This is a genomic window from Mariniflexile jejuense (assembly GCF_042675665.1).
GTDB lineage: Bacteria > Bacteroidota > Bacteroidia > Flavobacteriales > Flavobacteriaceae > Mariniflexile > Mariniflexile jejuense.
Genome location: NZ_JBHTJI010000042.1, coordinates 496615 through 519011 on the forward strand (window position 1 = coordinate 496615; position 22397 = coordinate 519011).

The 22397-nt window shown below is 31.1% G+C and carries 27 protein-coding genes; 8 read left to right on the top strand and 19 right to left on the bottom strand.

Features of this window, described 5'->3' with window-relative positions; genetic code table 11:
* Nucleotides 1–45 precede the first annotated feature (45 nt).
* From ACFQ1R_RS15355 to ACFQ1R_RS15370, 4 genes are all read left to right on the top strand, one after another.
* Entirely contained in the window at nt 46–1569 is a 1524-nt protein-coding gene (locus tag ACFQ1R_RS15355) for a carbon-nitrogen hydrolase family protein (protein ID WP_379927156.1), read from the top strand.
* Between the two features lie 192 nt (nt 1570–1761).
* Nucleotides 1762–2340, top strand: a complete 579-nt coding sequence (locus ACFQ1R_RS15360) for an outer membrane protein (protein ID WP_379927157.1) — start codon at nt 1762–1764, stop codon at nt 2338–2340.
* A gap of 168 nt (nt 2341–2508) precedes the next feature.
* A complete protein-coding gene (locus tag ACFQ1R_RS15365; protein WP_379927158.1) occupies nt 2509–3285 on the top strand; it encodes a hypothetical protein in 777 nt (258 codons plus the stop codon).
* A gap of 174 nt (nt 3286–3459) precedes the next feature.
* Complete coding sequence (locus ACFQ1R_RS15370; RefSeq protein WP_379927159.1) at nt 3460–3825, top strand: DUF2200 domain-containing protein; 366 nt, start codon at nt 3460–3462, stop codon at nt 3823–3825.
* A gap of 14 nt (nt 3826–3839) precedes the next feature.
* On the opposite strand, the gene ACFQ1R_RS15375 is transcribed toward ACFQ1R_RS15370, so the two are convergent.
* The 8 genes from ACFQ1R_RS15375 to ACFQ1R_RS15410 all read right to left on the bottom strand — a co-directional run bounded on the left by ACFQ1R_RS15375 (nt 3840) and on the right by ACFQ1R_RS15410 (nt 10245).
* Nucleotides 3840–4595 (bottom strand): LytR/AlgR family response regulator transcription factor, encoded by a 756-nt coding sequence (locus ACFQ1R_RS15375; protein ID WP_379927160.1) that lies wholly within the window; start codon nt 4593–4595, stop codon nt 3840–3842.
* Between the two features lie 171 nt (nt 4596–4766).
* The gene (locus ACFQ1R_RS15380) at nt 4767–5078 is read right to left on the bottom strand and encodes a 2TM domain-containing protein (protein ID WP_379927161.1); all 312 of its coding nucleotides are present in this window, start codon (nt 5076–5078) and stop codon (nt 4767–4769) included.
* On the bottom strand, nt 5078–6415 hold the full coding sequence (locus ACFQ1R_RS15385; RefSeq protein WP_379927162.1) for a 2TM domain-containing protein: 1338 nt from the start codon (nt 6413–6415) through the stop codon (nt 5078–5080). Before ACFQ1R_RS15385 ends, ACFQ1R_RS15380 begins: the two co-directional genes overlap by 1 nt.
* Before the next feature lie 20 nt (nt 6416–6435).
* Nucleotides 6436–7056 (bottom strand): tetratricopeptide repeat protein, encoded by a 621-nt coding sequence (locus ACFQ1R_RS15390; RefSeq protein ID WP_379927163.1) that lies wholly within the window; start codon nt 7054–7056, stop codon nt 6436–6438.
* An 11-nt stretch (nt 7057–7067) separates the two neighbouring features.
* On the bottom strand, nt 7068–7493 hold the full coding sequence (locus ACFQ1R_RS15395) for a DUF2141 domain-containing protein (protein WP_379927164.1): 426 nt from the start codon (nt 7491–7493) through the stop codon (nt 7068–7070).
* 200 nt (nt 7494–7693) lie between these two features.
* The gene (locus tag ACFQ1R_RS15400; protein ID WP_379927165.1) at nt 7694–8431 is read right to left on the bottom strand and encodes an energy transducer TonB; all 738 of its coding nucleotides are present in this window, start codon (nt 8429–8431) and stop codon (nt 7694–7696) included.
* Nucleotides 8432–8531: 100 nt separating this feature from the next.
* Nucleotides 8532–9527 carry a DUF6695 family protein gene (locus ACFQ1R_RS15405; RefSeq protein ID WP_379927166.1) on the bottom strand — a complete coding sequence of 332 codons (996 nt, stop codon included), beginning with the start codon at nt 9525–9527 and terminating at the stop codon, nt 8532–8534.
* Nucleotides 9520–10245: an NRDE family protein gene (locus ACFQ1R_RS15410; RefSeq protein ID WP_379927167.1), complete on the bottom strand. Its 726-nt coding sequence runs from the start codon at nt 10243–10245 to the stop codon at nt 9520–9522. Before ACFQ1R_RS15410 ends, ACFQ1R_RS15405 begins: the two co-directional genes overlap by 8 nt.
* A 151-nt stretch (nt 10246–10396) precedes the next feature.
* Between ACFQ1R_RS15410 and pruA the strand changes: the two genes are divergently transcribed.
* Together pruA and ACFQ1R_RS15420 are read left to right on the top strand one after the other, a co-directional pair.
* Entirely contained in the window at nt 10397–12025 is a 1629-nt protein-coding gene (gene pruA / locus ACFQ1R_RS15415; RefSeq protein WP_379927168.1) for an L-glutamate gamma-semialdehyde dehydrogenase, read from the top strand.
* 228 nt (nt 12026–12253) lie between these two features.
* On the top strand, nt 12254–13213 hold the full coding sequence (locus tag ACFQ1R_RS15420) for a tetratricopeptide repeat protein (RefSeq protein WP_379927169.1): 960 nt from the start codon (nt 12254–12256) through the stop codon (nt 13211–13213).
* Here the strand turns inward: ACFQ1R_RS15420 and rsmG are convergent, their stop codons facing one another.
* The gene (rsmG, locus tag ACFQ1R_RS15425) at nt 13214–13843 is read right to left on the bottom strand and encodes a 16S rRNA (guanine(527)-N(7))-methyltransferase RsmG (protein WP_379927170.1); all 630 of its coding nucleotides are present in this window, start codon (nt 13841–13843) and stop codon (nt 13214–13216) included. It lies immediately after the preceding gene.
* Nucleotides 13844–13984: 141 nt separating this feature from the next.
* Here rsmG and ACFQ1R_RS15430 point away from each other — a divergent pair, with 141 nt between their 5' ends.
* Together ACFQ1R_RS15430 and ACFQ1R_RS15435 are read left to right on the top strand one after the other, a co-directional pair.
* Nucleotides 13985–15085 carry a fatty acid desaturase family protein gene (locus ACFQ1R_RS15430; protein WP_379927171.1) on the top strand — a complete coding sequence of 367 codons (1101 nt, stop codon included), beginning with the start codon at nt 13985–13987 and terminating at the stop codon, nt 15083–15085.
* A 21-nt stretch (nt 15086–15106) separates the two neighbouring features.
* Nucleotides 15107–16291 (top strand): pyridoxal phosphate-dependent aminotransferase, encoded by a 1185-nt coding sequence (locus ACFQ1R_RS15435; protein WP_379927172.1) that lies wholly within the window; start codon nt 15107–15109, stop codon nt 16289–16291.
* 86 nt (nt 16292–16377) lie between these two features.
* Here the strand turns inward: ACFQ1R_RS15435 and ACFQ1R_RS15440 are convergent, their stop codons facing one another.
* From ACFQ1R_RS15440 to ACFQ1R_RS15485, 10 genes are all read right to left on the bottom strand, one after another.
* On the bottom strand, nt 16378–16869 hold the full coding sequence (locus ACFQ1R_RS15440) for a hypothetical protein (RefSeq protein WP_379927173.1): 492 nt from the start codon (nt 16867–16869) through the stop codon (nt 16378–16380).
* 37 nt (nt 16870–16906) lie between these two features.
* A complete protein-coding gene (locus ACFQ1R_RS15445) occupies nt 16907–17569 on the bottom strand; it encodes a DUF6565 domain-containing protein (protein WP_379927174.1) in 663 nt (220 codons plus the stop codon).
* 21 nt (nt 17570–17590) lie between these two features.
* Entirely contained in the window at nt 17591–17935 is a 345-nt protein-coding gene (locus ACFQ1R_RS15450; RefSeq protein ID WP_379927175.1) for a hypothetical protein, read from the bottom strand.
* Nucleotides 17922–18332 (bottom strand): hypothetical protein, encoded by a 411-nt coding sequence (locus ACFQ1R_RS15455; RefSeq protein WP_379927176.1) that lies wholly within the window; start codon nt 18330–18332, stop codon nt 17922–17924. The genes ACFQ1R_RS15450 and ACFQ1R_RS15455 overlap by 14 nt, the downstream gene beginning before the upstream one ends.
* Nucleotides 18333–18335: 3 nt before the next feature.
* The gene (locus tag ACFQ1R_RS15460) at nt 18336–18596 is read right to left on the bottom strand and encodes a YtxH domain-containing protein (protein WP_379927177.1); all 261 of its coding nucleotides are present in this window, start codon (nt 18594–18596) and stop codon (nt 18336–18338) included.
* A 76-nt stretch (nt 18597–18672) separates the two neighbouring features.
* Complete coding sequence (locus tag ACFQ1R_RS15465) at nt 18673–18825, bottom strand: lmo0937 family membrane protein (RefSeq protein ID WP_372753128.1); 153 nt, start codon at nt 18823–18825, stop codon at nt 18673–18675.
* A 19-nt stretch (nt 18826–18844) separates the two neighbouring features.
* Nucleotides 18845–19396, bottom strand: coding sequence for a DUF4142 domain-containing protein (locus ACFQ1R_RS15470; protein ID WP_379927178.1), 552 nt, complete (start codon nt 19394–19396; stop codon nt 18845–18847).
* A gap of 182 nt (nt 19397–19578) precedes the next feature.
* Nucleotides 19579–21363: a CHASE3 domain-containing protein gene (locus tag ACFQ1R_RS15475; protein WP_379927179.1), complete on the bottom strand. Its 1785-nt coding sequence runs from the start codon at nt 21361–21363 to the stop codon at nt 19579–19581.
* Nucleotides 21363–21809 carry a response regulator gene (locus tag ACFQ1R_RS15480; RefSeq protein ID WP_379927180.1) on the bottom strand — a complete coding sequence of 149 codons (447 nt, stop codon included), beginning with the start codon at nt 21807–21809 and terminating at the stop codon, nt 21363–21365. Before ACFQ1R_RS15480 ends, ACFQ1R_RS15475 begins: the two co-directional genes overlap by 1 nt.
* A gap of 10 nt (nt 21810–21819) precedes the next feature.
* Nucleotides 21820–22383 carry a helix-turn-helix domain-containing protein gene (locus tag ACFQ1R_RS15485; RefSeq protein WP_379927181.1) on the bottom strand — a complete coding sequence of 188 codons (564 nt, stop codon included), beginning with the start codon at nt 22381–22383 and terminating at the stop codon, nt 21820–21822.
* Between the last annotated feature and the right edge of the window lie 14 nt (nt 22384–22397).

Genomic DNA, 22397 nt, shown 5'->3' on the forward strand with positions numbered 1-22397 from the left:
TAACGCCCAAATAATTATAATATTAAAAAAGAATAAAAATTACACATGATACGTAATATTGAAAACATAGAATTACAATTTTTAACGGTTGAAGACTACACCGAACTAAAGGAAGTAATGATTGAAGCTTATGCAACAATGCCTGGATCTTACTGGAAAGAAAGCCAAATAAAAACATTGGTTGAAAAATTTCCTGAAGGTCAAGTTATTATTAAAGTAAATGGCCAATTGGCAGGTTGCGCATTATCCATCATTTTAGATTATAACCAGTTTGACGATCATCATACTTACCAAGATATTACGGGTAATTTCACATTCAGCACACATAATAATAGAGGCGATGTTTTGTATGGTATTGACGTGTTTATAAAACAAGAATATCGTGGTTTACGCCTTGGCAGACGTTTGTACGATTACCGAAAAGAATTAACCGAAAAATTAAACCTTAGAGGTATTGCTTTTGGGGGTAGAATACCTAATTACCATAAGTATGCTGAACAAATGAGTCCTAAAGAATATATAGACAGTGTTCGAAGAAAAGAAATTCATGACCCAGTTTTAAACTTTCAAATTTCTAATGATTTTCATCCATCAAAAATATTAAAAGGCTATTTGGAAGGCGATAATGCATCGGGTGAATTTGCTGTTCTTTTAGAATGGGATAATATTTATTACGAAAAGAAAACCAACAAAGCTATTAGCAACAAAAAAGTAATTAGGCTTGGTTTAATACAATGGCAAATGCGTTTGTATAAAGATATGGAAGAATTAATGCAACAAGCTGAATTTTTTATCGATTCGGTGTCGGCATATCGATCAGACTTTGCCTTGTTTCCAGAGTTTTTTAATGCACCTTTAATGGCAGACCATAACCACATGAGCGAAAGTCAAGCTATTAGAGAGCTAGCAGCATACACGCCAACAATTGTAAAAAAGTTTTCGGAATTTGCTATTTCATACAACATCAATATCATTACAGGTAGTATGCCCGAATTAAGAGGCGATTTACTGTACAATGTAGGCTATTTATGTAAGCGTGATGGCACAACCGAACGCTACGAAAAACTGCACGTAACACCCGATGAAGCTAAAGTTTGGGGTATGCAAGGTGGTAATGAATTGAAAACGTTTGATACAGACTGCGGAAAAATAGGTGTTTTAATTTGTTACGATTCGGAATTTCCAGAACTAAGCAGAATACTTGCTGATGAAGGCATGGACATATTATTTGTACCCTTTTTAACCGATACCCAAAACGGTTATTCCAGAGTACGCCATTGCGCCCAAGCACGTGCAATAGAAAACGAATGTTATGTAGCCATTGCTGGTAGCGTTGGTAACTTACCAAAAGTACATAATATGGACATCCAATTTGCACAATCTATGGTATTTACACCTTGCGATTTTGCATTTCCTGCAAACGGTATTAAAGCCGAAGCAACCACAAATACCGAAATGATTTTAATTGCCGATGTAGATATTGATATGCTACGCGAATTGAACCAATTTGGTAGCGTTAGAAACTTACGTGACCGCCGTAAAGATTTATTTGAGTTGCGGAAGAAATAGACTTATTTTAAAATTATATATTTAGAATCCTGATAAAATTTATCAGGATTTTTTTTATGCACACCATATAATACAACTTGATTTTGTCGGAAAAAAACTCTAAATTCGTTTAACTTCTGATATAAAACATTAAAACGATTTTATATTATTAGAGTTAGGCAACATTTAAACAAACCTTAATCAAACCACTGAATGAAAACAAAACACACTTTAGTATTCCTATTTTTTATATCATTAACTACATTTTCACAAAACAAAAAATTTAGCGTAGAAGTCAATTATCCGTTAGGAATGTCAAATGGATTTGAAAATCTTTCTGGAATTATTGATGCCAGTATTAATTATAGATTTGCAACAAGTGAACTATTTAGTTACGGTGCATCAGTAACTTTCGACTATTTAAAAGGAGACATTAATTTCAGTAATCAGGACTTGAATCGGAATTTTTTTTTCTATCACTTTGACGGATTCGCTGAAATGACTATACCCTCGGCTGAAAAACTTCATCCTTTTGCGGGAGCTGGACTTACTTTACTGAATTATGATTATCAATACCTTAGTGGAACTAACGAATTCCCAACAATTGAAACACGAAAAGAAAAAGATTTAGGTTTTAATATAAAATTAGGAATTCAATATGATTTAAATAATAACTTATTTATTCAAACATATTTTCATTCAATACGGACTTTCAATAAGTCGGATTTCAATAATGAGACAATTGGAGTAAATTACAACCAGTTAAAAATTGGCCTTGGACTTAGATTTTAAAAAACATTGCCTAACACCGTATAAAAAAAAATTGCTAGTTTTAGCTCAACCAAAGTTAGTTACTCGTTTGCTAGCTTCTGATTTTCCTTCGGAAAATCCTCGCACACAAACACGCAACTTTCCTTATACATAAACGTTAAACGAAACCAATAAAGAAAAATTAAAACTATGAAAAGACAAATCACTTTTATAATTCTACTTTTATCTTTTAATTCCTTTTCTCAAAAAACTCTTGTACTTGAAGATTTACAACTTAATGAGAAAACAAGATTAATTGGAATGTATCCTCATTATGATGAAAAAAGGACTTACGAGAATTATAATTTCTTAATAGAGGATTCTAATATCATTGATTCAATTTCCAAAATAATTGTAAAAGGAAAAGAGATAATGAATCAATCTACGAGACAAGAATTTACAATTTGGCTTTGTGACGGTGATAAAAGACTGAAATATTGGTCTTTTGACCCAAAATATAATTTTATTCGAATAGAAGGAAAATCTTACGAATTTGATGCGAACCAAATTCTAAAAATTGCTGAAAAATACGGGTTTAGTTATGTTTTGAATAAAAAATATTACCAAACTCAGGAACAGTTCGACAAAGATTATGCAAATATTAAAACCAATTCTAATTTGCTTTTTTTCAATGAACCAATCTTTAAATTTGAAGGAAGTTTTGAAATTTCTTATCCAAAAACAAATAAATTCAAACACCCGAAAGCGATTTCACAATATCTCGCAAAAAAAATTAGTGAATTTAGAACTGAAGATGAATATAGAGTTTATTATGTTGCGAATGATTATAATATAAAAAATAGGAATCAATTCACTATGACAATTGAATCTGATTTTAGACTTTATGAATTGTTTTCAGATAAAAATTGCAAAAAAGGGGACTGGAAAACAAAAGAGTATTCTGCATATATATTTTTAAAAAACTAAATATAACAATGGCTATAAGTAATTATTTCTACTTACCACATGAAAATACTTGCATATTTGCCATCTTCGGTTTACGGAAAAAAAATCCTCGCACACAAACACACAACTTTACTTATACAAACACGTTAAACGAAACCACTTCAAAATCTATTAAAAGTTTAATATTAATAAACCATGAAACCAACACCAGAACATAACCAACGTATTGAAACCATGACATTTGCTTCGGTTTATCCGCATTATGTAACAAAAGTGGTTAAAAAAGGCAGAACAGAAGATGAACTACTACAAGTAATTGAATGGCTAACGGGTTTTGATAAAACTAAAACACAAACACTAATAGACCAAAAAGTAACCTTTAAAACCTTTTTTGAAAAAGCGACTATAAACCCCAACGCTCATTTAATTAAAGGTGTTATTTGCGGTTACCGAATTGAAGATATTGATAACACTTTAACCAAACAAGTAAGGTATTTAGACAAATTAGTTGATGAACTAGCTAAAGGACGCAGCATGGAGAAAATTTTACGAACGGAGTAACATACCTTTTAATATTACTCCAACCACGCTTTAAAATCTTTCACACGCTCGCGTGCAACAATAACCTCATCGTCGTTATACGAGTTTAGTTTTATTTGTAAACGTGAGTTTGTATAGCTTACCATATCTTTTATGGCATTAACATTCACATAAAACTTTCGGCTTATCCTAAAAAATGTTTGTGGTTCTAGTTCATTTTCTAGCAGTTCTAAAGTTGTGTCTAGCAAATAGTTTCTACCTTCTGTTGTGTGTAGGTATGTGCCTTTGTTTTCGCTGTAAAAACATTCAATATCGTCAATATTAATCAGTTTTAAATGTTGCCCAACTTTTACCGAAAAGCGCTTTTTATACTCGCGGTCTATGGGGTTTATAAGTAATTTTTTAATATCGTTAAAATCTAAAGTAACTGCTTGTTTTTGTGGTAAACGTTCTTGGTATTTTTTTACTGCTTTTGCTAAATCGTCATCATCAATTGGTTTTAGTAAATAATCGATACTATTTAGTTTGAAGGCTTGCAGCGCATACTCATCATAAGCTGTGGTGAAAATTATGGCAGATTTTATTTCGATGGCTTCAAAAATTTCGAATGATAGTCCGTCGCTTAATTGTATGTCTAGAAATATTAAATCGGGATGTTGGTTGTTTTGAAACCAATTGATTGCTTCTTCAACGGAATGCAACATGGTTTCTGCTTCCAAATTTAATGTAGCTAACATGCGTTGTAAGCGTCGTGCTGATGGCTTTTCATCTTCTATAATGATTACTTTCATTGGTTGGTTTTTTTTAAATGAGTTGCAAAGATTAAAAGTTTTAAAGTCGCAAAGTTTTTTACTAAAAACTGAGACTGGGACTGAAAACTGATACACTGGTATGTGCGTTAGGGATTGAAGCAAGCTACCGTGTAGCGCGTAAAGCCCGACCCGAAGGGTAACGCCCAAAACTTATTGCCATGGCTTTTTATCTTTACCCATTAATTCCTTTATTTTACGCTCTTCCCAATCTTTTCCTAATATAAATCTTGGTGTAAAAACCGATAAGCCATGTGCTAGCAAACCAATACCCCAAGCGATTAAAGTGATGAAATTATGCCATTGAAAATAACTTTCGCCTTCGGGTAAATTTTGAACGTTTATAACAATAATCATGATATTAACTACCACATAAACTAAGGCGTGTCTATAAAATCCTGTGATTTGTTTTACGCGTTTTGCTGCGCGTTGATACCTGTCTCTTTCCAAATAATTGTTTTCCATTATTTCCAAATTTTATTGTTTGACGATTCTTCTTTTTCTAAAATTTCTTGAATTTTACGTTCTTCCCACGATTTTCCGTAGCCAAAAACACCAAAGGCATGAAATATTAAGCCCATACCCCAACCTAACATAGGAAACCAAAACCATTGGAAACCCCAAAAGGTTTTATAGTTTATAAATATTAAAAAAGGAATAACTAAGCAATAAGATATTAAATTTGAATAAAAGGCTTTTATTGCTTCTACACGCTTTTTTGCTTTATAATAAGCGTCTTCTTCGTTGTAATTATGACTTGTTTCCATTTTGTGAATTTGTTTTGTAAGCATTGGTATTGCTACTGCAAACCGGTTTGCTTCTTTATTAATATTAATTTTTTTGTTTGTTAGTAAATCATACCGTTGCATAATATTACTTAACCCAACACCTGTACTCTTTTTTATTATTTGTTTGAGTTGTAAATTGTTTTCTATAACTAAACTATCACCATCTTCATAAATTTTTATCTGTAAAGGTTTTGCCGATGTTACCGTATTATGCTTTACAGCGTTCTCTAAAAGTAATTGTAATGATAGTGGTACAACTTTACTTTCTGGATTTATTGCTTTCTCAGGAATATCGAAAATGATGCTGTCTTCAAATCGCATTTTTAATAGCGACATGTAGGTTTTAGCAAATTCTAATTCTTCATCTACCAACACTAATTCTTTATTTTTTTGTTCTAAAACATAGCGATATACTTTTGATAATGATGTTGTAAACTTTTGAGCGTTTTCTGGGTTTTCTTCAATTAAACTGGTTAAAACATTTAAACTATTGAACAAAAAATGTGGATCTAATTGGTTTTTTAAAGCATCAAACTTTGCGCTTGCTGTTCCTGCTATAACCTTTTGCTCTTTTATTTTGTTTTGTTGATACCTGTTATAGAAGTACACAAAATGAAAAATGGCAACAATGGTTAAGGTAATCCACAATCCAAATTGATAGTATCTAAATTTTTCGTTTGCTAAAAAACTTTGAAATGGATTGCCTTCATAAATTACCGAAGTAAATGCTCTAAGAAAAAACAACCCTATTAACGTAAGTATTGTAGAACCTAAAATGCCAATAGCAATGCGCTTTACACGTTCACTTTTTTTCCAAGTAAGGCGTTCCAAATAATCAAAATAATACATGTTTGAAAAGCCCAAAACAAACGAGTAAAGTTGGTAAAACATAAAATCTACTAACGCTTCATTTAAGCTTTCAAAATAAAAACCATTGGAAAGAAAACTACCTATTACAAAAACAGCACAACCTATTATTAAGGTTAAAATGATTGATTTTCTTAGGTTTTTCATGGTTTTATAATAATATTAGATTACTTACAATCTTTTAACAACAACTCAACTCGGTCATTACCCCAATTTGGGCTAAAAGGTGTTTCTGGTTTAAAGTTAGCAAAAAGTTCTTTGGCGCGTTCCAAATCCTTACAGAATGGCTTGGTGTCTTGCCCAAAATACTTTGCGCCACCAATATTCCACTCTGCTTTGCAATACACAACTCGTGGGTTTTCTGGAGCAATCATTTCTGCCTTTGTATAAAGTTCAACTATTTTTCCAGACAATGTCATGCCATACGTTGCACCATCATAAGCCACCCAAGCAGTATGTAATAAGGCTTGTAACACTAAAATTTCTGGGTTATTTTTTGAAATGGCTGTAGCATCATTAATAAAGTTTTGTGCTTTTTTTAATTGTGCTGATAGCTTTTCCTCATTACGTTCACCAAAACTGTATAAAATATTAATTTGTGCTACATAGTATGATGGTAACCAATTATCTGGTTCTGCTTTTGCAATGCGCTCAAATAAATTTGAGGCTTCAATTGGATTGTTTTGCCTCCATAATTCAAAGGCTTTTTGCATGCCTTGTTCGTAGTTGGTTTGTGCTGTAGTAATAGCCGTAACCAGCAGTGTTGCGATGATGTATAGTTTTTTCATTGGTTAATTTTTTAAAGTTTAATATTTTGTGTTATTGTTTGATTACTTATTTCAAATTTGGCATTTTCCCATTTTGGTGGTCCAAAAACCCCTTTAGCATTATTAGAACATCCGTAAGCTTCTTTAGGGATTCCTAAAAAATTAGTATCTAGTTTGTTATTATTGTTTTCATCATGAAACATTGAAATTGCATAAGTTCCTTTTGGTAAATTTTTAAAAGTAACGCTACATGTATTGTTTTCAATTTTAACTTTAGCAGATTTAAACCCTTTGTTTAAAAATGAATCTTCGGTATTAAAAACAGCTACAAGCACTTGACCAGTGTTATTTTTTAAATTTGTAACGTTCACAACTACATCGTGGTTTTCATTTTCTTGTGCTTGAAGAATGGTTATTCCTAAAAATAAAAAACTTAAACTTTTTACTAATGTTTTCATATTTAATTGGTTTCCTTTTTTAATTACATGACAAATATCTAACAGCAATTTACGTTTTTAAAATACGACTTACTGAATTGTTATTTTTTTATGATGAAATGTTATTTTCAAATATATTACGATTATGAATTATAAAACAAAAAAACCAAGAGCTATTAAAAACTCTTGGTTTACTAATCTAATTCAATAATTAATCTAAACTATATTCCGTCGTTATATTTAAAATATATTGGAACAGCATAAGATACTTTTACAGGTTTTCCGCGTTGCTTACCTGGTTGCATTTTGGGTAGCAAATTTATTATGCGTTCTGCCTCTCTTTCTAAAATTTTATCTGGACCTCTAGAGCGTACATTTACAGTATAACCTTTGGTGTCTATCATAAAAATAACTGATACACGACCTTGTATACCTAAATCTAAAGCTGTTTCTGGGTATTTAAAGTTTTTAACTACATGTTCTTGAACCTTTTGTTGAAAACAATCTTTTGTAGCACTTTTTGATAAGCCTTCGCATCCTGGAAATACAGGAACGTCTTCAATAACAGCAAAAGCTACCTCAACTTCTTCTTCTACAACCTGAACTTTTACTTCACCAATACCTATAACTTTTTGTTTATCTGCTATGGCTTCACTTTGGTTTGTTTCAGTACTTTCCAAAACACTTTCTTCAACATCTTCAACATCATCAACTATTTCAATATTTTCACTAATGGCCATTGGTGGTGGCGGTGGTGGTGGTGCATTAACTTCCACAATTGGTATATCTTCTTCAGTTTGAGCATCCATACTTACAACACCTATGTCTATGTCTTCCTTATCATAGGTTTTGTATTCTAAAGCTTGCCAAGAAAAAAATAGCATTAGGTTTAACCCTATAGCAAAGTAAAGACTGCTATTTCTTCCTATTTCTAATTCGGGATTTTTTTTGGGTAACATGACTATTAAATTTAGTACTTAAAATTATTACATTTACAAAGCACTAACTATGACAATTGTCATATATACAGCCATCCATTTAACTCGATTTTAGCAAGTATTATTTCGAAATTCTTTCAAACTTGAAAATTGTTTCATTTTGCTTTACATGAAAAAATTTGCAATTGGAATAATGAATAAATTTATAGTTTGAATGATAATTAAAACCTGTTTCAATAACTCTAAAAGTATCATGAACATCAATATTTCCATGTGGTGAAATACGCTTAAATTGAAACTCAAATTCATTTTCAGTATTAAGCAATTCAAACCATGCACCAGCAGCAATACCAGATAACCATTGCGACTTTTCATGTAACCCTTCAACCTGTTTTGGCTGCAATGTGCCTTCAAAATTAGGTGTATGTGTATCAAGTTTATCTAAAAAACAACGTATGTTTTCACTTTTTTGCGTTCCTGTAAATTCTGAAATAATTCCAGTTTCTGATACTTGAAACACCTTTTTTTCTGTATTAGCCAACAGCACATTACCAACGGTACTGGGTGTAAACCACTTTGATTTTTGAAGCTTTGTTTTAATAGTTTTGTTAGTTACTGAAGCTATTAAGGTATCGGTTACAAATCGGGCACAATTACATGCATTTTTTAAAAAAGCAGCATAACGTATAAAATGTTTTTCTTGCATTTTGGTAATATGAAGTCTTGCAGCTTCATAATCTATTGCTTTACAAACTGAAGCTACCAACTTACCATCACCATGTGTTAGTTTTGGATGCGTTGCTAAAAACACCAAAATTGTTTCTAAATTGGTAATTTCACCATTACTAATATGCGCTTTTAGGGGGAAATGAAGTTCGTTATCTGTATCGCTTCCTCGAACACGACCAGTTGGTTCTGGTGTAATATACCTTCCAAAATCATGATATTCTAAAACACCTGTTTCTTTACTTATAAGTACTAAAGCGGCATGACCAGCACGTAAATAATTCTTTTTACCAATACCCAAAAATCTTAAAAATGGCGAAAACCATTCTTTAGAAACCATGACAATAGTTTCAGGATATGCTAGTGTTAAAATAATACCTGTATTAGCCATTTACTACTTGAGAAAGTTTAAAAGTTTTGCTTGAAATTGTACCATTTTGAAGGTTTTCATGATACATTTCAAACGATTCGTCAAACTTTTCAATTTGCGTAATACTAGTTGTTTTAACAAAACCACGATTCATAACAATACCGTAATCTTTATTGTTTATTGCTGTTGTTTTATGAAATTTCAATAGAGATTGTGCATCTAAAGGTGAAGCTACTTTAAAATCTTCAAACCATTGTAAACGTTCTTCTTTCATTGTTTTGTTGTATAACGTTGAAGACGACCAAATTTTTGGTTCTAAAGGTAATTTTACTAGATGCTTTGTTTCGCCATCCCAAACCAATTCGTAGAATTTCAAAGTTAAATTCCAGTCTATAAGCACCATAGTAAAGGGTTCAATATTTTCTAAATTATAAGTTTCAATAGTTGAAAGTAAATTTTCAGAAAGTAAAAAATCTATAGTTACTATACCTCTACTTTTTCTATAATTTTGTTTATGTTCATGCTTTACAAATCCACCATTTAGTGTGCAAACTACACGGTTTTTTTCACTTAATCCAACCCATGTTCCGCCAGATAGTTCATCCATTGGAAATAGTAGTTTGGTATCGTTTTCCAAATAAATTTTTGGCGGAAGTGATTTTCTATTTGGTGCTTCATCTCTATTAGATGTTAATACAAAATCAGTGTTTCCTTTAGGAATTATTGTTACTGTACACATAAAAATTATAGTCTGAAAACTGTTTAGCAACTTACAAAAAAATTATAAACTTTAACGTGCTTTTAAGACCCAATGAAACCTATAAATCATTTGAAAATTCGTAAGTTTGTAGCTTATTTACTGATAATTCAATAACAAAAACAAACAAATCATGGGAAAAGGTTTTTTTAATGTACCAATTGCTATTAACGAACCTGTAAAAAGCTATGCACCAGGAACGCCAGAACGCGATGCGGTACTTAAAGCTTACAATACAATGTATAACAGTACTATAGACGTGCCTTTATACATAAATGGGCAAGATGTAATAACAGGAAATACCAGAACCATGTCGCCACCTCACGACCATAAACACGTGGTTGGAACCTATCATTTAGCTGAAAAATCGCATATTGATGATGCAATAGCAACAGCTTTGGAAGCTAGAAAAACATGGTCTAAAATGCCTTGGGAACAACGTGCTGCTATATTTTTAAAAGCTGCTGAATTGGTTGCAGGTCCATACCGCTACAAAATAAATGCCGCTACCATGATAGCGCAATCAAAAAACATATTTCAAGCAGAAATTGATGCCGCTTGTGAGTTGGTAGATTTTTTACGTTTCAATGTACAATACATGACAGAAATATACAGCGATCAACCTAAAAGTACAAGTGATGCTTGGAACCGCGTTGAATATAGACCTTTAGAAGGTTTTACTTATGCTGTAACGCCTTTTAATTTTACTGCCATCGCTGGAAACCTACCTGCGTGTATGGCATTAATGGGCAATGTTGTAGTTTGGAAACCTAGTGACAGTCAAATATATTCTGCAAAAGTAATTATGGATATTTTTGAAGAAGCTGGTGTACCACCTGGAGTTATAAATGTTGTTTTTGGCGATCCTGTTATGATTACAAATACCGTATTAGCAAGTCCAGATTTTTCTGGTTTACACTTCACAGGCTCAACATTTATATTTAAAGAACTTTGGAAACAAATAGGAAGCAACATCCATAACTATAAAACCTACCCAAGAATTGTAGGTGAAACTGGAGGAAAAGATTTTATAATGGCTCATAAATCTGCAAACCCAAAACAAGTTACAACAGCCATCATAAGAGGCGCTTTTGAGTTTCAGGGTCAAAAATGTAGTGCAGCATCTAGAGCTTATATACCAAAAAGTATATGGAGCGATGTTAAAAAACAAATTATAGAAGATGTAAAATCTTTTAAAATAGGTTCGCCTGCAGATATGAGTAATTTTATAACAGCAGTAATACATGAAGCCTCTTTTGATAAACTTGCAAAATACATTGATCAAACTAAAGTTGATGCCGATGTTGAAATAATTGTAGGTGGTGGCTACGATAAAAGTAAAGGTTATTTTATTGAACCAACCGTTATTGTAACAACCAACCCAAAATACACAACCATGTGTACAGAATTATTTGGACCTGTTATTACTATATATGTTTATGAAGATGATGCTTATGCAGAAACGTTAAAATTAGTTGATGAAACTAGCGACTACGCATTAACTGGTGCTATTTTAGCTACCGACAGGTACGCAATTACCCAAGCTACAGATATGCTACAAAACAGTGCTGGCAACTTTTATATTAATGATAAATGTACAGGTGCTGTAGTTGGGCAACAACCATTTGGAGGCGCAAGAGCTTCAGGAACTAATGATAAAGCTGGAAGCGCACAAAACTTGCTGCGTTGGGTTTCGCCAAGATTAATAAAAGAAACATTTGTAACACCAACAGATTATCGTTATCCTTTTTTAGGCGAATAAATAGTTTGACAGAATGTTAAAAACAGAAACGCCTCCAAAATTTTGGAGGCGTTTCTGTTTACATTAATTTATACTTTTTACTTAATTATTATTTTTTTACTTTCTGATTCTTTATGAGTAGCTAATTCTACTTGAAAATAACGTTAAATATTTATACCTCTATTAATTTTAAATAAAAATATTAGTAATTTTAATTTCTTAAATTAGCCTATTAAATCTTATTTTGCTATGAAAAAGACCTTCTTAATTTTAACATTAATTTTAAACTACAATATAAATTATTGTCAGGCTAATAAACTGCTAAGACAAGCCAATAAAACCGATAACTTAACAGAGAAAATAGATTTATTAAATCAAGTAATTGATTTAGAACCCAATAATTTAGATGCTTACTTTTTTAGAGCACTTGCAAAAAATAATATAGGTGATTTTTCAGGTGCTATTGTTGATTATTCTAAAATTATTCTAATAAAACCAGATGCTGACACTTATTACAACAGAGGAAATTCAAGATATAGTCTAAAAAATTTCATTGGTGCTAAAGATGATTACCAAAAAGCATATGAATTAGATCCAAATTTTTTAGACGCTTTATATAGTTTGGCGCATGCAAAATATGATTTAGCAGATTATGAAGGCTCTATAAAAGATATTACCAAACTAATTCTTATAACACCAACCGAAACAAAAACCTATTTTTTAAGAGCCGAAGCTTACACCGCTTTAGAAAAATACACCTTTGCTTTAAACGATTATTCGCTTGCTATTTTAGCTAATGCAAATGCGGAGACTTATTATAGACGAGGTGCATTTTTATTAGATATTAATTATTATGAAAAAGCAAATTTAGATCTTTCAATTTCGTTAAAGCTTAATGAAAATAATAGTTTCGCTTACTTTTTTAGAGGCACATCTTTCATGTTTTTAGGTAATTACCCAAAAGCCCTAACAGACTATAATGTAGCATTGCGCTTTGATGCACTAGATTTTGATGCCTTATTAGGTTTAGCACTAACTTATTATAAAGCGAATGATGCAACAAATGCAAAACTATATTTTGAAAAAGCAGCTAGTATAATTTCACCAGAAGGAAACTATAAAGACATTGAAACCTTTAGTAACACTTATTGGTATCAAAACCAGTATTTCTTTTTTAATGAAAACTTTAAAGGACTATCTAATTTATAATTAACCTCGATACTTTAAAGGTAAATGAACCACTTTTTTAGTTTCGTAAAAGTCTTCAGTATAAAAATCACTTAAATTATAAATGGTTGCCGTTCTGTAATCTTGAAGTTCTTCGGTTAAATCGCCGCCTTTTAAATACAGAATTCCATTTTTTAGGTCGTGTGTTTGTTCTTTAGCAATTTTTCCTTTTACCCAATGTGTAAACGTAGGCATAATAGCCACAGCTCTACTTACAATAAAATGATACGTATCATCAATATCTTCCACTCTACTATGGGTTATTTTTACATTAGTTAACCCCAAACCCTCAACAACTTCATCAACCACTTTTAACTTTTTAGCAATACTATCAACTAAATGAAACGCGCAATTTGGAAACAAAATAGCCAACGGAATTCCAGGAAAACCACCACCTGTTCCAACATCTAAAATTTTTGTACCATCATTAAACTGTATTACTTTTGCAATACCTAAAGAATGTAAAACATGGCGCAAATAAAGTTCGTCAATATCTTTTCTAGATACTACATTAATTTTCAAATTCCAGTCTTGATAAAGCGACTCTAACTTTTGGAATTTTTGTATTTGGTCATCAGTAAGATTTGTAAAGTATTTCAGTATTAGCTCCATTCATGTTAAATTTTCAACAAAAATATAGTTTTTACACACATATTTTTACAAAAAAACGTTATTACTTCACTTAGTTTATACCTATCTTTGCGCCGTATTTAATATAGCCAACTAATTATTTACAAACATTAAATTAATAGCATGACAAATCAAACACTGTCCTTTTCAAGAACGGACTCTGCAAAGTTTTTTAGAACACTTAATAAACGTGTTAACGATTACTTTAAAGACAACAACATAAAACGAACTGGTAACTGGAAACTTTGGCTTAAAACCATTGTTATGTTCTCGTTATTTTTAACACCTTATTTTTTATTACTTACACTAAACATTCCTGGTTGGGCGCAACTATTACTAACCATTGTTATGGGTATTGGTATGGCAGGAGTAGGCATGAACGTTATGCATGATGGTAACCATGGTTCTTTTTCTAACAAAGAATGGATTAATCGCTTAATGGGAAGTAGTATTTATATCCTTGCAGGAAATGTGTATAACTGGAAAGTACAACACAACGTATTACACCATACTTACACCAATATTCATGGTCATGATGAAGATTTAGAAGCTGGTAGAATTTTACGTTTTACAGAACATACCGAGTGGCGTTGGCACCATAAATTTCAGCATTATTATTCGGTATTACTTTATGGTTTATTAACTATAAATTGGGCAATTACTACCGATTTTATTCAAATGAAACGCTATATGAAACGTAAATTATCATATGGCAAATTCCCAAATCCTGTTTTAAACTGGAGCAAATTAGTTATCTCTAAAGTTATATATGTAGCTATTTGGATTGTTTTACCAATGTTAATTTTAGATATTGCTTGGTGGAAAATACTTATTGGCTTTTTTATAATGCACTATACAGCTGGTTTAATATTAAGTATTGTATTTCAATTAGCACACGTTATGGAAGATGCTGAAATGCCTTTACCAGAAGCCGATGGCACCATGAAAAACACTTGGGCTATACATCAGCTAAAAACCACAGTAAATTTTGGCCCTAAAAGTAGAATAATCAATTGGTTTACTGGCGGTTTAAACCATCAAGTAGAGCATCATATTTTTCCACATATTAGTCATGTTCATTACACTAAAATTTCAAAAATTGTAAAAGAAACAGCTAAAGAATTTAACTTACCATACAACGAATATAAAACTACCCGTAAAGCTATTATTGCACATTTCAAACACTTAAGAGACATGGGCATGAAACCAGCTTTACACATCTAACAACTATTTATTTTATTTTAAATGCAATTACTATCCGATAGAATTTTAAACATGGCACAGTCTGCTACGTTAGCAATGGCTGCAAAAGCAAGAGAGTTGAAAGAAGAAGGCAAAGACATAATAGGTTTAAGCCTTGGTGAACCAGATTTTAACACACCAGATTTTATTAAAGAAGCTGCTATTCAAGCTATTAACGACAATTATAATTCATACTCACCAGTTGATGGTTATGGCGATTTAAAACAAGCTATCATCACCAAATTTAAACGTGATAATGGGTTAACTTACACACCTAACCAAATTGTAGTTTCTACAGGCGCTAAACAATCGTTGGCTAATATTGCAGCGGTAATGACTAATGCTGGTGATGAAGTTATAATGCCTTGTCCGTATTGGGTTAGTTATGCCGATTTAGTAAAATTAAACGATGGTATTCCTGTTGAAATTAAAACATCTATCGCTACCGATTTTAAAATGACGCCTGCACAGTTAGAAGCTGCTATTACACCAAAAACTAAAATGATTTGGTTTAGTTCGCCTTGTAACCCAAGTGGCTCTATTTATAGCAAAGAAGAACTCCGTGGTTTAGCTGATGTATTGGTGAAATACCCAAACATTTATGTGGTTTCTGATGAAATTTATGAGCATATAAACTATGTTGGCGGTCATGCAAGTATGGCACAATTTGAAGATATGTACGATAGAACCATAACTGTAAACGGTGTATCAAAAGCATTTGCTATGACTGGTTGGCGTATTGGATATATTGGTGCTCCTGAGAAAATTGCTCGTGCTTGTAACAAAATGCAAGGACAAATTACCAGTGGTGCTAACTGTATTGCGCAACGTGCTACTATTACAGCTTTAAACGAATCGCCAAGTCGTGTACAATACATGATTGACGAATTTAAAGTGCGTCGTGATTTGATTTTAAGTTTATTAAACGAAATAGAAGGGTTTAAAACAAACGTTCCAGAAGGTGCTTTTTATGTATTCCCAAATATTTCTTATTTCTTTGGAAAAACACTACGTGGAACAACTATAAATAACGCGTCTGATTTTTCAATGTATTTATTAGCAGAGGCTTTAGTAGCAACTGTTGATGGAGAAAGTTTTGGAAATCCAGATTGTATAAGAATTTCGTATGCCGCTTCACAAGAGCAAATTATTGAAGCTATTAAACGTATTAAAGAAGCTGTAAGTTAAATTTAGCTTCCTGTATTAATAAAAAAAAAAAAAAAGACTGCTCAAAAAAGCAGTCTTTTTTTTGTTATTAATATGATGTATGTATTTTAAAACTGGTATCTAATTCCTAATGCTATATCAAAATCTAAATCATTATTGTTATACACTTCATCACCAAAGCCTATTTCAGGTCTAAAGTCTAACGATAGTAATAATGGAATGTTAAAATTATATTCTATACCAATATCACCAGCTGCAAAGGCAAATGTATCGGTGTAATCGTTCCCGTTTCCGTTATCAAAACTAAAAGAACCTAAACCACCACCTACACCAGCATACCAATTAAAACCACCATCTATATTCCAAACCCATTGGTGCAATGCCGCTAGTTTAAAACCATCGTAGTTTTTACTATCTCTCCAACCTAAATCGAACTCCAATCGTTTGTTTTCATTTAAAGCTCTTTGGTATGATACTTCGCCTCCAAAACCATCACTATCACCTAATCGTAATCCTAGTGCGTTTTTTGAAATATCTTGCGCATGCATCGATACACTTGCTATTAAAATTATAATACTTGTTATTAAATACTTTTTCATCTTTTCTGTTTTTAAGTTAATTGATCAATTTTTATTCTTATTTTTTTGCTTGTGCATTTTCTTCCGATTTTGCACCCATTCTATTTAAGGTATACATAGGCGCAAACTTTAGTTTTAATGCTGCAATTTTTCTGTTATCAGAACTTGTTAAACCTTCTTTTTCAACAGTGTTCTTTCTGGTATCAATAGCTTCATATAAAAGCTTAATTTCATCCCAATCTTCTCTTGAATAAGTATCTTTATTTTTTTCAACCGTATTAACAAAATTTTGATACACATTTAAAATATTGTCTTTATTTACCCATGTAAACGTCATATCGCCACCTGTATAATGACTACCTAATAATGATTCTCGCATTTTCATTTTAGATTTTTCAGCTTCCATTTGTTCGTGTTCTGCAATTACCTTTGCTTTGTAAGTTTCATATTTTAAAGTTGCTTCATCTATTTCCATTTGCAACCCTGAATTTTCTTTTACAGATGCAATGGAATTATTTACATCGGTTTTCATTTTCTGATAATTCGCCTCAATAGCTTCCCAATTTTCAGCTGCTTCATTTGCTGCTTCACGACTTACTGAATCTATAAAAAACTCGTAATTATCTATCTTTTTTTCAGCCATATCTCTTTGGCTATCGTTACACGCTACAAATATTATTGATGCTGCAACTACTACTAATGTTATTTTTATTGTTTTCATTTTCTTGTTTTTTGTTTCTAATTATTGTTCTTTTTCTGCACTTACTTTTTTTGAAATAAAATTGGTTACGGCATACTGTAACACATAACCTAAAATGGTTTTTACAAAAGAATTTGATTTACCGAGTAATAGTTTTTTTGAAAAATAACCTCCAGAAATACTTAATATGGTTTCTAGCAGATTTGTTTTTACTTCTGGCAACTCTCTAAAATCTTTTACCGTTTGATTGAAAATATTTATGGGTTTAAAGCTTTCGGAAGTTTTATAAAACTGTGCTTTTAAATCGTCATAATCTTTCCTTCTTTTTGCTTCCAAAAGCAGTATGGCATCATCCAATAATTGCATCTGACTTTTATGCTGCTTCATGATTGTTGTCTTTAAGTTTATCAAAAATGTTTACCTCTGAATGTTTCGATTTCAACAGTTTGACTATAATCAAATTTGTTACTGGCGATTTTATTAATTCTACTCTATACACATAAAGCAGTAAAGCCAAAACCAAATAGAATGCTGATACTATAAAAAACCCTAAATAATATTGATTTAACAGTTTACCTATAAAAAGGCCTAAACCAATGTTTATAAACAATGTAAACATGGCAACAACAATGACTATAAGTATGATTGCTGTTAAGGACGACAGTACATCGGCCGATTTATCAACTGCTTTTAAAGCCAATAATTCGGTACTAGTTTCTGTGTACTTTTTGGCTTTTTCATAAAGCTTATCAACACTTGTTGCCATGTTTTCTACATTGTCCATTTTTTAGGCTTTAGAGTTTACTGTTTCTTTTACTTCTTTTTTTCCTTTTTCTAGAACTTCTTCCCCATTTTTAACTAACGTTTCATATTTTTTTGAAACGGTATCTAAAAACCCATCAAACTCTTCTTTTAAGCTTTCTTTAGCTTCAATTGATTTGTTTTTTATTTTTTTTCTGGTTTTTGATCCTTTATCTGGTGCAAATAAAACACCTAAAACTGCGCCTGTTGCTATTCCTGCTAATACGCCTAATACATTTGATTTCATAATTAATTTTTTTTTGATTTATAATGTTGCATCAATCTTTTTGATGCCTTTACTATTTTTAAAGTTTGTGCTATAATTACACACCTTTTCCACCTATTAATCTTAGTAATATGGCTATTACTGCAATTACTAATAAAATGTGGATTAACCCGCCTGCACTGTAAACAAAGAACCCTAAAGCCCAACCTATTACAAGTACTACTGCTACTAGATATAATAAACTTCTCATAATGTTTAATTTTTAATGATTAATAATTTGTTTTAAGTATGTTTTGTATTTGATTTAAATTATATTGCAACGTTACCAACAACTTGACTGTAAGTACTTTAAAATCGACGTCATTTGTAATGTTTGACAAGTATTTTAACTGTGCAACTTCACTTTCCAATATCAATTTTACCTTTTTTAAATAAGTTTCAGAAAAACTATTTTCTTCAATTTTCAATAACTCATTAATTACGGTTTCATCTATTGAATTTGGTAGTAGTATTATCTTTTTTTCTGCCAAATCGCTTAACTGCCTTTTAATTTTTAGATTATCTTTTTTAAGTTTGCTTGATATCTTTTTTACATGATATTCATTACTTTTTATTTGTGATAATTGACTTATTGAAATAACAGTTTCATTCAATATTGCAACGTCTGATAATACTTTTGCTTCTTCAATATTTATTTTAACACGTTTTGATGTTGCTTCATTATTATATAAATAGTTTTCGTTTTCTGGTTTATCAAAATCGCACGCCACTAAACAAATACTTGTTATTATAATTAGCAATGGTGTTAAGTACCTTTTCATTTTAAGTATTACCTTTTGTTCTTTTCTACATTACAAAGATGCAACCGCTTTAAAGGTTTTGTGTTACAGCATTTTTAGTGATTGTTATAGAATTTCAACTAAAGCCAATTTTAAAGCATAAAAAAAGCCTTAACACACATTGTTTTAAGACTTTAAGTAGTATTTTGATTTGTTTTAGAAATTTACTCTGGAAGATATACCGTAAAAATGGCGCCAACATTTGGTTCGCCTTGCGCAAAAATAAATCCGTTGTGGTTATCTGCAATTTTTTTACAAATTGATAACCCAACACCTGTTCCGGAATACGCTTGTTTGTTATGAAGCCTATTAAATAACTCGAATATTTGATTCGCATATTGTTGATCGAAACCAATACCGTTATCGGAAAATGTTATTTTATGATAATTACCTTTAATTACCTTTTGTAAATTTTTGTCTTCTTTAGAATTTACTTTTGAATATGAAATATCAATTACAGGATTTACACCTGCTTTACTATATTTTAATGAATTGCTAAGCAAGTTTAAAAACAATTGATGTATTTGAAATGGTATAACAGAAACAGTTGGTAAAACTGCACTTGTAATTACAGCTTGCTTTTCTGAAATGGTTTCAGCTACATCTTGTTTTGCGTTTTCTAAAAGTGTGTTTAAATTGGTTTCAACAAATTCTTTATCGGGTTTATTGGTTCTTGAAAACTGAAGTAAATCGTCAATTAACAAACGCATTCTAGTTGCTGCTACATTAATTCGTTCTAAATATTGTTTACCCGAACTTGAAAATTTATCGGCTTCTTTATCTTCTAATCTTGAAATGAATGTTTGAATTTTTCGAAGCGGTTCTTGCAAATCGTGACTGGCAACATAATTGAATTCTGAAAGTTCTTTATTATTTTTTTCTAGCTCTAAATTGCGTTCTTCAATTTCAAGATAACGTTCAATTTCATCGGTAATATCGGTAATATTTCCAACTATTCGTTTTTCGCCATCTTCACTTACTAAAAGTTTTCCGTAGCCTTTTATGTGTTTAATAGTGCCATCTTTTTGAATAATTCTGTAGTAAATAAATGGTAAATCTTCAACCTTCATCATGTTTTCAACATCTTTTGCAAACTTTTCTTTGTCTTCTGGATGCACAAAATCCATGTAAGCTTCCAAAGTTGGCTTAAAAGCGTTTGGTTTTTCACCTAAAACACGATATAAATTATCTGAAAAGGCAAAGGTATTATTTGCCACATGCCATATCCAATTGCCATGTTTGCCTACAACCTCTAGTTGTATGGCGGCTTCTTTAAATATTAATAATTGATTGTTAATCAGTTTAATATTTTTAAAATCGTTATTTATTTTGTTGTATGAAATGATGATTAGCACCAAGGTTACTAAAAGTACTAAGTACAAAAATAAGGGTGTAAACTTTAGGTTGGTTTGGTATGCTAGTTGGCGCTCTTTTAGCTGTTTATTTTCAAAGGCAACCATTTCGTTTATTTTTTGCCTTATAGAATCCATTATTATTTTTTCTTCAAAAAAATTGGTTTTAAAGGCTTCCGATAGGGTTTCATCACCGCCTATAAATGCATTTGTTTCAGAAAAATTTGTAAAAAGTGCATCTATATACTTGCTTAGGGTTTTTAAGTTTTGGCTTTGCTTGTTGCCATGGTTTGCTATTTCTTTAAGTTCTGCAAACGATTCGTTTACTTTTTCTCGGGCAGTTAAATAAGGTTCTAAATAAGTGGTATCTTTAGTTAAAATATAATTTCTATGTCCGTTTTCGGCGTCTTTTAAGTATGAAATTACTTTTTCTAGTTCTACATTTACTTTATAAGTACTAAGTACAAGCTTGGTTGAATTTGTTAAATTTGAAATATGTTTATAGGTAAAACCGCCAATAACAAGAATAAGAAACACACTAATGATAAATATGGTTCTTAAAACTAAAGCCGATTTTGAAAACACTTCTTTCGTCATTACAAGCGCATTAGAAAATTATCTTTATTTAATCCGTTTGTATGGTATTGCCAGTTAATTGATACCACTTCTGAAAGAACTTTTTTTAGATCTTTAAAACTGCTTGGTTTTTTTATGTAAATATTAGCACCTAGCACAAATGTATCTTCTATATCTTCTTCGGAAGCTGACGTTGAGTAAATTGCTATTGCAATATCATTCATTTTTGAATTGGCTTTAATTTCGTTTAAACATTCAATACCACTTTTTATTGGCATGTTTAAATCTAGAAAAAGTACATTAGGCAAAATAGCATCATCGCTGTTTAAATATGCCATAAGTTCTACACCATCATTAAAGGTAGTTACTTTTGTATTCATATTTAATTCTTCAAAAGCATCGGTAAAAAATAGTCTATCATCTTCATCATCATCAGCTAGAATAATATGTATATAATCGTTTGGCATAAACTGTTAGTTAGTTTTTTTGTTGAGAAATGGTTCGTCGTTTTAAAATAATGCGTTGAAATGCTGATGGCGTAATACCCGTTGCATTTTTAAATTGCGTGCTTAAATGTGCTACACTTGAATAATTGAGTTTAAAGGCTATTTCGGTTAAACTTAAATCGGTAGTTAATAGTAATTGCTTGGTGTATTCTATTTTTTGAATGATTATGAAATTTTCAATAGATGTATAAGTTACTTCTGAAAATAAGTTGGATAGATAGCCGTAACTATGTCCTAATCTTTCAGATAAATACACAGAGCTTTTAACGTTTACTTCCGAATCTTCATTAAAAACCATATCTATTATAGCGTCCTTAATTTTTTGAACTAAAATGCTTTTTTGGTTTTCAACAACTTCGATACCGTATTCGTTTAACGAATTATATAACTGGTTTTGAGCTTCTGGCGTTATTTTTTCTAACAATTCAACTTCACCAAAAGCTAAGATTTTGTATTTTATATTGAGTTCTTCAAGCTTTGTTTCTAAAACTTTTTTGCAAATGGTATTAAAATCGAACTTTATAAATAATTTCATATAACTTTTTAATT